Source organism: Micromonospora sp. BQ11, from assembly GCF_052068135.1.
Lineage (GTDB): Bacteria > Actinomycetota > Actinomycetes > Mycobacteriales > Micromonosporaceae > Micromonospora.
Genome location: NZ_JBQHDB010000019.1, coordinates 54,090 through 67,935 on the forward strand (window position 1 = coordinate 54,090; position 13,846 = coordinate 67,935).

Genomic DNA, 13,846 nt, shown 5'->3' on the forward strand with positions numbered 1-13,846 from the left:
GCGAGGGCGCCCCGGGCCGGGCTCGTTGACCCAACCCCACACAGGGGTCTTCGGGGGTGAACGGGGGCAGGCCGACAGGACGTCGTCAGGAATCGAGGCTTCGGGTAGCACGGTCAGCAAGCCGTCTCAACCGGACCCGCCCCCGGATGCGGATGGCACCATCGAAGAATGTCTGTGCAGCTCCTCGAGCGCCGGTCCGCGCTGACCACGCTGCGGACCGCCGTCGACGCCGCGCTGGGCGGCGCCGGCTCGGTGGTCCTGCTTACCGGCGAGGCGGGGATCGGCAAAACCAGCGTGGTGCGCCAGCTGCTCGCCGAGGTCGATCCGGCGGTGCGGGTGCTCTCCGGCGGCTGCGACGATCTGATCGCCCCTGCTCCTCTGGCGCCGTTGCGCGAGGCGGTGGCGAATCATGACGGTCCTCTGGCGGCCGCCCTGGCCGCGCCGCACCTACCAACCGCGCCGAGCGCCGCGGCCAGGGCGTACCCGTTGGTGGCTGTGCTGCCCGTGATGCTGGCTGAGCTGCGCGGCGCCCCCGCGACGCTCCTCGTGGTGGAGGACATCCACTGGGCAGATGAGGCGACCATCGACGTGTTGATCTACACCGCCCGGCGGATCGGGCCGCTGCCGGCCGTCCTGCTGCTGACCATGCGTGACGATGTGGACGACGCTCACCCCGTCCACCGCCTGCTGGGATCGTTGACCGCGGCGCCGGTGGTCCGAGTCCCGCTGGCCGCGCTGTCCGCGGCCGCGGTGGCCCGGATGGCGGCCGGCACCAACCACGACGGCGCCGCGCTGCACGCCCTGACCGGCGGCAACCCGTTCTTCGTCAGTGAGTCGCTGGCGTCCGACGGCTCGGCCGCCTCGGGGGCGGTGCGCGACGCGGTGCGCGCCCGGTGCCGCCGCCTCGCACCCGCCTGTCAGGAGGCGTTGGCGCAGCTCTGCGTGATCCCGCGGGCGGTCGGGGTGGACCTGGCCGCCATCCTCCTCGGGCCGCAGGCGCTGGCCGCGCTGGCCGAGGCGGAGCAGAACGGGGTGATCGAGGTACGGCCGGACGGTCTGGCCTTCCGACACGAGCTGGCCCGACGGGCGATCGAAGCCGACCTGCCTGAGCTGCGTCGGCGACTGCTGCACCGCCGGGTGCTGGCAGCGCTGCGGGCCCAGTCGTCGCCGGACCGGGGACGCCTGGTGCACCACGCGGTCGCCGGGGACGATCCGGCGACCGTGGTCGCGGTCGGCCCGAGCGCGGCCCGAGCCGCGGCGGCAGCGGGCTCGCACCGGCAGGCACTGGTGCTCCTCGAGTCGGTGCTGCCCTACCGCGACCGGCTGGGGGGCGCGGAGAGCGCCGCACTGTTGGACGAGTACGGCTGGGAGCTCTACAACGCGCACCGGTTCCACGAGGCGGTGCGGGTCGGCGAGCAGGCCGCCCGGGAGTACGCCGCCCTCGGCGACGAGCCGGCCCGGGGGCGCTGCCTGATCCGCGTCTCCCGGCACCAGTTCATGGCCGGCGAGACCGACGCCGCTGAGCGGACCGCGGGCGAGGCCGTGCGGATCCTCGACAACCGGGCCGACGACGCGGCGGCGGCACACGCACTCCTCTATCAGGGCGCGATCCTGGCGTTGACCGACGACTTCGCGCGGGCGGTCACCGCCCTGGAGTCAGCCCGCAAGCGCGCCGGCCGGGCCGGCCGCACCGACCTGGACACACTGTGCCTCAACTATCTCGGCATCGCCCGGATCGAGGTGGGTGACGCCGGTGGGCTGGCCATGCTGCGCCAGAGCGTGGACACGGCCCGCGAGGACGGCTTGCTGGAGTATGTCGCGCGCGGCTACACCAACCTCGGCGAGATGCTCTTCCGGATGGGCGCCCTGGCCGAGGCGGCCGGGTGCGTGCGCGCCGGGCTGGAGTTCGCGGAGGAGCACGGCTTCTGGTCGCACGCCTACAACATGCGGGTGCATCACCTGCTGGTCGAGGTGCGCCGCGGCGGCTGGGACCACGCCGAGCCGGGGCTGCGCGCGCTGGCGCAGCGCCAGAACCACCCGGACATGCTGTACGTCTACAGCGTCCCCTGGTACGCCCGGCTACGCGCCCGCCGAGGTGATCCGGCCGCCGCGCCGCTGCTGGCGCAGGCATGGGACCGGGCCCGTCGCGGCCGGCTGTTGCTGGGCACGGCGTACGCCGGCCTCGCCTACCTGGAGTGGGCCTGGCTCACCAACGACCGTCAGCGCGCGGAGGAGGTCGCGGCCGAGCTGCTGCCCCGCCTCGCGCACCCGGGTGCCGCGCCGTTCCGGGCCGAGGCGGTGCGGTACCTGGTCCGCCTGGGCGTCATCGTCGACCCGGTCAGCAGCACGGTGACCGATGCGGCGGGCATGCAGGCGTCCGAGCTGGTGGTGACCCAGGCGTATGCGGCCGGTGTCCGGGGTGACTGGGCCACCGCGGCGGCGCAGTGGGCGACCCACGGCGACCCGTACGAGCAGGCTCTGGAGCTGGCCGAATCCCCGGACGCCGACACGGTGGCCGGGGGTCTGCAGATGCTCGACGGGCTCGGCGCGGTGGCAGCGGCCGACCTGGTCCGGGGCCGGCTACGCGATCGGGGTGCCCGGGTGCCGCGTGGCGCGCGCCGCGGCACCCGGGCCAACCCGGCCCACCTCACCGAGCGGCAACTGCTGGTGCTCAGCCAGCTCAGCGCCGGCCGGACCAACGCCGAGATCGCTGCCGACCTGGTGCTGTCGGTGCGCACCGTGGACCACCACGTCGCAGCGATCTTCGACAAGCTGGGGGTGCGCACCCGGCAGGAGGCCGCGGCGGCCGCCCGCGCTCGGGGCATCGGCCCGGCTAGCGCCATGCCCGGGGCGCCACATCGGCCGGCGTGAGCACCCGGCTCAGGGTGCCGGCGACAGCGTCACCGACGTAGGCCACGCCGGTGACCGGGTCGACCGCCACCGAGCACGGCGCGGTGCCCAGCTTGACCGCCACCCGCAGGGCCCGGGAGCGGCCGTCCACCATCAGCAGACCGGCTGAGGTCGCGACGTAGCCGATGCCGGTCCCCGGTCGGGTGGCCACCGCCCGCCCACCGCCGGGCACCGGCAGCACCGCGCCGGCCGGCACCGGCCGGGTGCCGCCGTCGGTGGGGAAGTCGCCCTGGTCGAGCACCACGACCGAGGGGTGGGTGGTGTTGCCGCCGAGACAGGACACGAAGATCAACCCGGCCGGTACGTCGACCGCCACGTCGACCGGCTGCAGCAGCACATCCTGTAGGTCGATCGTGCCGGTGATCGCGTGCCGTCCGTCCGCGCGCCGGGTGATCACCGAGATGGCTGCCGTCTGCGGTACGCCGGAGCGGTAGGTCCGGGCGACGTAGACGCGGGCCGCGGTGCTGTCCACCGCGGCGGCGATGATCCCGGCGAAGCCGTCCTCGTCACCCACCACGTCAAGTTCGCTGAGGTCGGTCGGGGCGAGCACCCGCACGTGCATGTCGACTCCCACCGGCGGGGCACCGCCCTGGTGCACCACGTAGAGCCGCTGGGCGGCCGCGTCGAGCGCCACGTCGACCACGCCCAGCCCGATCGGCCTGCTGATCCCCGGTTGTGGCATGCCTGCGGTCACCTCGAAGCGCTGCACGGCGAAGTCGTGGTGGCCACCGTTGACCACGAATCCGTGGTTGCCCTGCGGCTGCACGGTGAGCGCGCGCGGCCCGTGACCCACGACGGCCGTCCGCGCCTGGGTCAGTGCCAGGTCCCAGCTGCTCAGGGTGCCGTGCTCGTCGGGCCGGTCGTGAGGTGCATGGGTGGCGAAGACCCGCCCGCCGGCGCCGTCGCGGGACACCGCCACCGCCGCGACGGAGCCCGGACCACCGAGGGGCACCGTCGTCACCAGCGGCGCTGCCGGCGCCGGTGGCGGTACGTGCACGATCGCCTCACGCCGGACGCCGGCCATGCTGGCCGAGATGTCGATCGGCTGCGGACCGGTGGGCGCCAGCACGTCGATCGCGAAGTCAGCCGTGGAAGCTCCCGCGACGACGTCGACTCCGCTGGGGACCTTGACCAGATCGGGCCGGCTGCTGTGCAGGGTGACCCGCTTGCCGCCGGCCGGTGCCGGGCCGGTGAGCAGCACCCGGCCGGTGGCCCGGGCCCCGACGATGAGCCCGGTGCGGGCGTGCTCCACCCGCTTGAGCGACACCGAGTCGAGGGACTCCATCGCCTCGTACTGGATGTTGACGTCGACCTGCTGCAGGCCGGTGAACGGGACAGTCACCGAGTCGTAGGCCAGCGTCCAGCCGCCGGTCAGGCCACGCCCGTACAGGCTGAACAGGTGCTCCTGACCGGCGACGGCGGCCGTGTCGCCGGTCCACACCTGGGTGGCCGGTTCGAAGCGCAGCACCAGTTCCTGGGTGGCCGGTGGACCGGTCAGGTCGTGCACGCCGAGATCAAGGTCGCGCTGTTGGGAGAAGCCGGCATGCGTGATCGTCATCGGCAGGCTGTTGTCGTTGCCGGCCATCCCCCGCAGGTTGACCGTGACCCCGACCACCTTCAACTCGGCCAGCCCGGGCGGCAGCTTGGCCAGCGGCAGGTCGAACCAGAGCGACTTGGCGTTGACGAACCGGTTGATCGCCGCGGTGTGCGCGCCGACGGAGAACGCGTTGTGGATCACCTGGGTGCCGTCCTGGACCACCAGTGACCGCCCCTTGGCCCGGTGCCGGTCGCGCTCGGCCACCGGGTCCCGGGTGAAGATGGCGTTCATCATCAGGTCGTAGGCGCCCACCGGGAAGTCGGGCGTGCGCTTCTCGTCCAGGTCCAGATCCAGGTCCGGGTAGGCCAGCGCCGCGGTCTGTCCCGAGATGCCGCCGGGGTTGCCGCGGTCCAGGATGTAGAGCTTCAACGCCCGCTGGGCCCGCTGGCTCCAGTGGTCCAGTGCGTCGAAGAGGCAGACCAGGCCGCGCAGCAGTCGGGACACCGGCGACTTGGCCGGCCGGTCGTCGGTGTCCACCGAGTCCAGGTCCTTGATCGCCTCCCGGGCGCGCCGCTTGAGGTCGGCGACGGCCGCCGTCGTACCGGCGATCTGCCGCAGCCGCAGCGTCGCCAACCGCCAGCTGTGGCAGGCCTCGGTCATCTCGATCAGCAGGTCCCGCAGGGGCCCGTCACCCTGGGCGGCGCGCAGGTCGGCGGCGACCCGGCGCAGGTGCACGACCCGCCCGGAGCCGGGGGTGCCGATCTGGGCCCATTGACCGTGCGCGTCCAGGCCCACACCGGCCGCGGCCAGCTGGGTGGTGGTGGGCCGCCCGGCGAGGTAGGGGCCGCCGGCCGCGGTGCCGGCGTCGACCAGCAGGTTGGTGTCCGCCGGCAACAGCACCCCCGCGGCGTCCTGTGGCTGGGTGGGGTCGGGTGCGCCGAGCACCTGGGCGATCGTCGTGACCAGGTCAGACCCGGAGACAGCGCCGGAGCCGTACGAGATCAGCGCCTCGGCGACGGTCAGGTCGCCGAGCCGTTCCTGGATGCGCAGCACACTCTGGCCGATCAGCTGCCCGGAGGCCCGCTGGGCCTGCTCGGCGGCTGCCCGTCGGCGCCGCGCGCTCTCCCCGATGGTCTCCTCCAGCGGCCCCTGGTCGCTCAGCAGCGCGGTCAACTGGGTGCGGACCGCCTCCCGGGCCCGCAGCAGCCGTTGGTGGTCGCCGGCGAGCAGCAGCGGGCCGTCGTCGGGCGCGAACAGCGCAGCCCGGAGGGTGTCCGCCGCTGCGCGCCACTGCCCGGCGTAGAAGTCGACCGCCGGCACCAGGTCCAGCTCCAGGTCGCGCTCCACGCCGATCTCGGTGCGGTGATCGGCCATGAGCGCGCGCAACTGTGGTGCCATGGTGCCCGGGCGAAGCCACTCGACGGCGGCGTACTCCCGTTCGGCCTCGGTCAGATTCCCGGAGCGGAACTCGTACCACGCCTGCCGGCCGCGCTGTTCGGCCCACCGGTTGCCACCGCGGCCGGAGAGCAGCGGGCGTAGCCTCTCGTCGTACTGCTCGGGGGTGCGGGCCAGCACCTCGGCGGCGCGGGCGGCGCCGTCGACACCCGGCTCCCCCGGCGGCCCCTGTGGCCCCTGGTAATCCGGGTCGTTCGGAATACCCGGCCCACCTGGTCCACCGTCACCGCCCGCGCCACCCGGGCCGCCAACTCCGGAGAAGGTGTTGGTGCCGGAGGCCTCGACGAAGAAGACGTGCACCGAACCTCCGGCCCCTCCGGGGCCGCCCGGGTGACCTCGCAGACCGGGATTCCCGCCGGTCGGCAGCGGGGGCGGTGGAGGTAGCGGCGGCAGCGCGGTGGTCCGCGAGACGCTCGGGTCGTTGACCGGTGGGCCGGGGTCGCCGGTCGCACCCTTGCCGCCCCGCTGCCCGGTGCTGGTGGCGGAGACGTCCGTCAGCCTGCGGGCGTGGATCACCAGCTCGCGGCCGTAGAGACCCTCCTCGCCCTGCGCGGCTTTGCCGGGCACCTGCATCGCCAGCGAGGGCGTACCGGCCGGGCCGCCGCCGACCACCTCGTCACCGGCGATGAAGACGTCGCGGAAGCCACGGATCACCGCGCCGAGCAGCACCACCCGGCGGCCGATGAAGACCAGTGCGCGATCACCGTCGAAGGTCGAGGGCGGCAGGGCGTCGACGAACGCCTGATCGATGCGGATCTCGTCACGGATGTGCAGTCCGAAGACGTCCATTGTGCTCAGCTCTCCTCGGTCGCAACGGTGGTGGCCGGCGGGTTGGGGTCGATCACCGCGCGGTCGAAGACCTCGGTGTAGACCGTCCGCAGGGCTTCGCCCGGACCGGTCACCGCCCACCCGCGCTGGCGCTCCTGCACCACGACCCGGCCGGCGCGCAGCTCGCGCATGAGCTGATCCGGTGGCGCCCCGGCGGCCACCCACTCCAGGCGCATCGCGGCGATGCCACCGGCCGGGGCGGGCAGGGCGGTGACCCGCCAGCCGTCACCGGGCGTGCCGGTGGTGCCCTCCTGCGCCCGGACGCCGATGTCGGAGCCGATGTCCGAGCTGGCCAGGAAGGGGTCGGGCATCCGGCGCTCGTGACGCATCGTGAACTCGCTGGCGGCGGCGGGCTTGCCGAAGACGTTGACCCGCACCCCGGTGGACCCGAACTTCTTCACCTTGATCTGCCGGTGCGGGGGCAGCTGGACCAGGTCGGTGGTGACCACCCGGGAAACCGCGCAGCCGGGCAGTGAGTGCGGCTGGAAGCGCACCAGTCCCAGCCGCAGGAACGGCCACACCGCGAGATCGACGTCCACGTCGATGTCGGCGAACCACAGGTCACGCTCGGCGTCGAAGTGCACCGGGTGCCCGATCACGGTGACCTGCCGGCCGCCCGCGGCCGGGTCCAGCAGCGTGACGGTGGTCGTGACCTGACCCGGTGTGTCGAAGTCGCCGGCGACGAAGTGCTGCTGGTCGCCGAGGCCGATCTCCTCGATCGGGTCGCTGCCCCAGCGCGTGACCAGGCCGGACAGCGCCCGGCCCTCCTCGACGTCACCGTCGGCCGGGCTGGCGAAGAGCACCACGCCGAGCAGCTCGCCCTCACCGGTGCGGTTCCAGCGGCGGTTGAGCCACACCCGCACACCCATCGTCTCCCGGGTGCTGGTCCACTCGCCGAACTCCATGCCCCTGGTGAAGCGGAACGACGGCACCACCGAGTGCACGTCCGGTGGTGGCGGCACGGCCCGGTTGGGCACGTGCACCAGCGTCGGGGTGCCCTCGCGCAGTTGACTCTGATCACCGTCCGGCACGGGAGGGAAGTACTCCCGGAACCGGGTGGACCCGACCGGTCGGTAGGCGACCGCCCGGTGCCGGGTGTCACCGAAGAACTGCGACGCGGTCAGCACCGCCGGTCCACCGGTGCGCTCCAGGTCGGTAGGGGCGAGCGTGGCGGTGCGCGGCTGCGGCTCGACGCTGCCGGTGCCGGCGTCCACCGCTTCGAGCCAGGACGCCGCCAGGTGCACCCGGCCGGTGGTCGGCCGGTGCGCCTGCACCTGCGCGGTGACGGTGACCTGCCCGGTCAGGCCGGTCGCGGTGACCGTGGGCGACCCGATCAGGGCCGGCGCCACCAGCGGCTTCTGCACCGCGTGCACCACGGTGACCGGTTGCCGGGAGGACAGGCCCAGAACCTGACCGTCCAGGACGTCCTGAGGGTCGGCGGCGCCGACGGCGAGGTGGTCCAGACGGTCGGGGTGCAGCGTGCTGGACAGCTCGAAGGTCTGCTCCACGCCGGGAGGAACCTCGACGGTCATCACCGATCGGCCACCGGACTTCTGCACCGAGACCTGCACCGCGCTGGAGCCGGCCGCCACCGGGCTGACCACCAGCTTCGCCGGCGGCAGATCCGGCCAGCTGCCCCCGTACCCCATGCTCACCACGGGCGACGCACCCGGCACACCGCCGATGGCCACGCCCGCGACGGCCGGGTCCGGCAGGTAGGGCAGCAGGGCGGCCGGCGCGTCGATCACCACGTAGGCGCCGTTGGGCAGTGCCCGCCCGCGCGGCACCGGCAGAGTGCCCTTGACCGGCCTGGTCGGGTCGCTGGTGACCACCTGCAGGCCCGGTTGGGGCACCATCGCACCGCTCGGGCCGGGCACCATCGGGTCGAGGAACGAGCCCTCCTCCCGACGGGCGACGGCGAAGGTTCGCTCGCGGGCCGCCGGGGTGGCCTGCGGCCCGAAGGCCGCGTCGAACATGCCGTGCCGCTCGGCCAGCATCTGCGGGCTGTCCGGTGCGGCGACGTGCCGCTCGCAGGTGCCCAGCAGGGTGCCCTGGCCGTCGCTGCGCACCACCAGCCGTAGCAGCGACTCGCCCTCGGTGAAGCGCCTGGTCGGCACCAGGGTGGGCGAGCCGGCCGCCTCGTGGCGAAGGTAGCGCACCGCGGGCAGCACCTGGGTGGGATCGCAGACGTCCGGGTCGATCGCGGTGCCGGCGATGTCCACCGCCCGGGCCCGGAGCTGATAACTGCGTCCGTAGCGCAGCCGCGGCAGCGTGCCCGGCGCGGCGGTGATCTCCGCGCGCAGCGGATAGCCGGGCGCGAGGACGCTGTCGATCTCCTCCACCTCCGGGCTGTTGCGGCCGTCGCCGCCCACCTTCGGCCCCGGCTTGCCGACCGACAGGCCCCAGCCGTCCCACCCGGCGATCTCCTCGCCGACGATGAGCCGGGCGACGCCGAACTCGTCGTCCTGCTGTGCGGCCACCACCGCTTCGGTGCGGCCCTCGTCGTCGGCGTCGATGGTCGACGCCCCCACGGTGTAGCGCACCCGGCGGCGCATGAGCGACCGGAACGGCCCGCCGTCGGTGGCCACGTCCACCCGGTAGCCGGTGGTCACGTCGTCGGCGAACAGCACCGCCGGGGCCTGCACGCCAGCCGAGGCGATCGCGTCGGTGCGGCTGGTGACGTGGCTGACCACCGCCTCGGCGCGGGCCTGCTGGCCGAGGGTCAGACCGACGTCGCGGCGTACCGGCAGCCGGGCCGGCAGCGGCTCGCCGGAGCGCGCCGACGCGGTCGACGCCGCCGCGAGCTGACCGCTCAGGCTGGCCACATCCACACTGGTCAGCACGTAGGTGGTGGCCGGGTTACGCAGGTTGAGCACCCCGCCGACGATTTCGGCGCGGGCGTCCGGCTCGGTGGCCATGGTGAACCGGCGCGCGGGCAGGTCGCTGACCACCGCGCTGAACGGCTGGGAGCGGGGCACCGGGCCGTTCAGCGGCTGACCGGCCGCGTCCACCACCCGGACGGTGCGCGCGCCGTCGAACGCCGCCATCTCGACATCGACGCGTAGACCCAGCGGTACGGAGAGTGCGGGGTGCGCCATCAGCAGGGTGCAGACCTGGTGGAAGTCGGCCTGGGTGACCGAGTTGACCCCGGTCAGCGGCCCACCGGCGGCCCGCCCGTCCGGGCCGGGTGCCCTGCGGGGGCCGCCTGCACGGCGTAGCCACCGGGCGTAGGCGGCGATCGGCAGCGCCATCGCGAGATCCTCGTGGCCCTCCTGGCGCAGCCGCTGCACCGCGGTGGCCAGCGTCGCGTTCGACGTTGCCGCCGGGGCGAGCAGGGCGGCGCCGGCCGGGAGGCCCATCGCCCGAGCCACCCGGGGGTCACTGTCCACGGTGGCAACTGCGGCGATCGCCCGTCGCACGACATGGTCGGCGCCCAGCGAGCCGGTGGGGTTGGTGCCGTTGACGCTGTTGTACATCTGCTCCAGAGCCGTCGCGGTGGCGGCGAAGGTCGGCCCCGGTCGGGCGGCTCCCAACGCACGGCGCCCGCCAGCCTGGGTGCGCACCCTGGTGGCCGGGCCGAAGAGCGCCGTCCACAAAGGCGACGACGCCGGGCCGCTGCGCCGGGTCAGCGGCTGCGGATCACCGCCACCGGCGTCGGCCAGGAAGAGTGGCCCGAGGGCGTTGACCACCGCCGGCCAGTTCGCCAGCGGCGTACCGCCGATCGTGGTGATGCCCTGGCCGCGCGGGGCGGCGACCAGGCTGAGCTGCGCCTTGCCGTCGGCGAAGCCGGCCGGCAGAACGGTCCAGAGCACGCTGTACGTCATCGTCTACTCCTGTGCGAACGCGGCGCAGTAGGTGTCCCACGGGCGCGGGCCGGGCCGCCCGGTCGGCGCCATCAGCTGGGCGAAGGTCGGATCGGCGCTGGGGCCGGCGAAGCGGCGCTCCATGGCCACCACCACCGACTCGCTGAAGAACAGCACCTTGATCTCCACGGCGATCTCGGCGTAGCCGAACAGCTCATTGGAGTTGAGGTCGTAGTCGAGGGTGAGCGTCAAGGTGATCGAGACGCTGATGATGCTCAGGACCTCGACCTCTCCGCGGATGCGGAAGTAGCCGCCGATACGGGCGATGTCCTTGCTGGCGTCGATGTCGAAGAGCACACCGCCCATCGCCTCCACCGACCCGCGCGCCACGAACAGGTTGACCGAGAGTGAGGCGCCGAACTCCAGGGCACCGACCAGCTTGATCAGGCCGGTGGTGGCCAGGCCGATGGCGAGGTGCCCACCCCCGCCGAGCGCGGCGATGGTCAGCCGGAACGGGTTGTCCGGGGTGGAAAAGCCAAGATCGAAGGAGAGCGGGTACGGCTCGCCGGTGAAGTTCAGTTCGGCGCCGGCGGAGATGGCGATGTTCTCCAGCGCGAAAACGCCGATCGCCAGCGACGGCACCGGGAAGCTGAAGCCGGACCGCACCCCGGTCGGGGTCACGGTCAGCGCCGGCGGGTCGGAGAAACCCTCCTGGTCGATCAACTCGGCCAGGGTGGCGATGAAGGCGAGCACCTGGCCGTAGCGCAGCGCGCCCAGCTTGATGTCGACGTCGGGCTTGCCGGCGTCCCTGCTGGTGAACCGGATGCTCCTGATCGGCACGCTGAGCAGCGGCACGGTGTCGAAGGCCGGCGTGGTGGTGGAGTGGATCTGCAACTCCACCTGCTCGACCAGGCACTCGCTGGTGGACCGGGTCTCGAGCCGGGCGGTGTCCACCTCGGTGGTCTGGGTGATCCTCAGGGTGGCCTTGTTGGCGTCACCGGGGTTTTCCCGCAGCGGCCGCAACACCACGAAGCCCTGGTGGAAGCGGGCCTGCGGCTTGTCGCCGAAGAGCTTGGTGTCCCAGGTCAACACCTGCGAGGCGACGCCGTCGACCAGGTCGCTGACCATCTTGTAGGCCTTGCCCAGCTCCCGGACGATGCCTTCGTCGGTGGGCAGCAGATCCTTGATCCTGGCCAGACCCAGCAGCTTGTCGGCGTCCTTGAGGAACGACAGGTCCACCGCCCCGGCTGCCAGGGTGGGCAGGTCCGCACCCGCCAGCGCCCCGAACCGCCGGGAGATCGCCGAGGTGCTCAGGGTGAGGGCGGCCAGCCCACCGGTGGCCTCCTGCGCCAGGCCGACCGCCGGCGATTCGCCGATCAGCTTCAGGAAGACCTGTCCCTGGGCGTTCGCCCCGTCGAAGAGCGCCTGGGTGTACGGCGCGGCGTACTGCAGCACCGCCTCTTTCGCCCCCGGCGCGTAGCGGTCCAGCGCGGCGACGCGCCCGACGATCTGTTGGGCGACCGGCAGCCCGGTGGCGGCATCCAGCGCCAGGTCGACCTTGCGGGTGAGCACCGTCGTGGCCTGCTCCGGGGTGGGCACCTCCAGGCCGGCCGCTGACCGGGTCGCTGCTGATGTGGGCTCCGGCATCGGGGCTACCGCCATCGGCTGCCCACCGGCCTGGATGGTCCGGAAGACGTTCCCGGGCACCTGTGCTCCGCCGCCGAGGGTGTCCCACAACGCCCGGGCCTGTGCATCGGAGGCGGTGTTGGGCACGAAGAGCAGCGGAAGCGCGAACGGCACCGGGCTGCCCTCATGGTCGTAGCCGATCAGCTGATAGGCGAATGGTGTGGCGGCGTCCAGCCGCAGCACCCGTGAGCCGGTCATCCCACCGGCCGGCTGGACAGCCTCCAGCGGCGGCGTCACCGTGGTGACGACATCGACGTGGGTGAACGGCCAGCGCCGATGAGCATCGCCGCCCACGTCGGCCACCGACTTGACGGGCGACACGAACGGCATGTGCGGATCGGTGACCAGGATGGTCGCCGCGGTGCGCAGCGCGGCAACCCGGGTGCTGCCGCTCTCGAAGCGCCGAACCGTCTCCTCGGTGAAGATCGCCCGGTGGCCGAACGGGTAGAGCCGGCCCACCACGACGATCCGTTGAGCTTGGTCGCGGCCCATCGACGTGTCGTGGCGCCACTGCGCGACAGTGGCGGCGATCTGCTCGGGCGTGGAGCCCGGCGGCGGGTCGGGCCAGTCACCACGCACGCTGAGCCAGCCGCCGAGGCTGCTCAGTGCGAGCCGCTGCACGGTGGCCGGCGCGATGGTGCGCGACTGCTCGGAGATCTCGACGCACAGGTCGGCCCTGAGGGTGTTCTTGAGCCGCGCGTCGTTGACGTCGTCGGCCCACCCCGGCTGCGGTGCACTGCTCTGCGGGGTGTGGGTGAAGCGCGCCGCCAGTGGCACTTCGGCGCTGGTCGAGAGGTCCACCGAGGTGACCTCCAGCCGGGTGCTCCACAGGGCGGTGCGGCCGGCGTTCACCCGGGCCGCGGAGGCGTGCCGCAGCCGGACGTGGCCGCCGGGGGACTGAAGGTTGAGCAGGTAGGGCAGGCGGAACTGCGACGCCTGCGGAAAGCCCGGCGGCGGGGCGGCCACCAGCGCGGCGTCGGCGGCGCGGGCGCTGGACGTACCGCTGGATCGTGGTGGGCTGACGGCGGCCCGGCGGGCCGCGCGGTCCTGGCGCCGGTCCTCTGCCGCGGCCGGGTCCCCGGGCCGGCCGACGTGCCCGGCCATCGCGGCCGCGACCAGGTGGTACGCCGAGGTGGCCGGCCGGGGTGGCCGGGCGTCAAGCGGGGCGACCGCGCCGCCCTGTTCACCGGGGACGATCTCCAGCCGGGAGATCGCGGCCAGGATACCGGCGACGGACAGGTCGATCGGGCCGTCCGACGGACGCACCACGAGCACCACGTCGCTGGGTGGCGTGAAGACCGGCTTGGTCTGCACCAGTCGCAGGCTGGCGCCCCGGGCGGCGTTCTCCAGGAGTTGTTGCGGGGGGAACCGCACCCACAGGTGCCCCTGTGCGGCGCCGGTAACCAGCTTCAGGTCGTAGCCGGTCGGTGGGCCGGGGCGCAGCTGCGACTGCAGGTTGCTGACCGACACCTGCAACACGAGTTGGTCCTCGGCCCGGGTGAGGGCGAACGACGGCGAAAAGGCCATACGCCCACCCTGGCCTCGGCCGCCCGCGGGGACATCGGTAGCCGCTGCCCATACTTCGCCGGCCCGCTACCTACGTTGCGAGTGCCGCCGCCACCGCGTC

General features: G+C 73.4%; 4 protein-coding genes. 1 reads left to right on the plus strand and 3 read right to left on the minus strand.

Going from position 1 to position 13,846, the window contains the following annotated elements; translation table 11 throughout:
• Nucleotides 1-168: 168 nt before the first annotated feature.
• Nucleotides 169-2,871 carry an AAA family ATPase gene (locus tag ACTMSW_RS29170; protein WP_441183949.1) on the plus strand — a complete coding sequence of 901 codons (2,703 nt, stop codon included), beginning with the start codon at nucleotides 169-171 and terminating at the stop codon, nucleotides 2,869-2,871.
• Here ACTMSW_RS29170 and ACTMSW_RS29175 read toward each other — a convergent pair.
• The 3 genes from ACTMSW_RS29175 to ACTMSW_RS29185 are packed head-to-tail and all read right to left on the minus strand — an operon-like array spanning nucleotide 2,834 to nucleotide 13,746.
• Entirely contained in the window at nucleotides 2,834-6,691 is a 3,858-nt protein-coding gene (locus ACTMSW_RS29175) for a hypothetical protein (protein ID WP_441183950.1), read from the minus strand. The genes ACTMSW_RS29170 and ACTMSW_RS29175 overlap by 38 nt on opposite strands.
• 5 nt (nucleotides 6,692-6,696) lie before the next feature.
• On the minus strand, nucleotides 6,697-10,554 hold the full coding sequence (locus ACTMSW_RS29180) for a hypothetical protein (protein ID WP_441183951.1): 3,858 nt from the start codon (nucleotides 10,552-10,554) through the stop codon (nucleotides 6,697-6,699).
• Between the two features lie 3 nt (nucleotides 10,555-10,557).
• Nucleotides 10,558-13,746: a hypothetical protein gene (locus ACTMSW_RS29185; protein ID WP_441183952.1), complete on the minus strand. Its 3,189-nt coding sequence runs from the start codon at nucleotides 13,744-13,746 to the stop codon at nucleotides 10,558-10,560.
• Between the last annotated feature and the right edge of the window lie 100 nt (nucleotides 13,747-13,846).

Bases quoted from the DNA above. Each gene is read 5' to 3' on its own strand.
- ACTMSW_RS29170 (WP_441183949.1), top strand. From the start codon at position 169: ATGTCTGTGCAGCTCCTCGAGCGCCGGTCCGCGCTGACCACGCTGCGG.
- ACTMSW_RS29175 (WP_441183950.1), bottom strand. From the start codon at position 6,691: ATGGACGTCTTCGGACTGCACATCCGTGACGAGATCCGCATCGATCAG.
- ACTMSW_RS29180 (WP_441183951.1), bottom strand. From the start codon at position 10,554: ATGACGTACAGCGTGCTCTGGACCGTTCTGCCGGCCGGCTTCGCCGAC.
- ACTMSW_RS29185 (WP_441183952.1), bottom strand. From the start codon at position 13,746: ATGGCCTTTTCGCCGTCGTTCGCCCTCACCCGGGCCGAGGACCAACTC.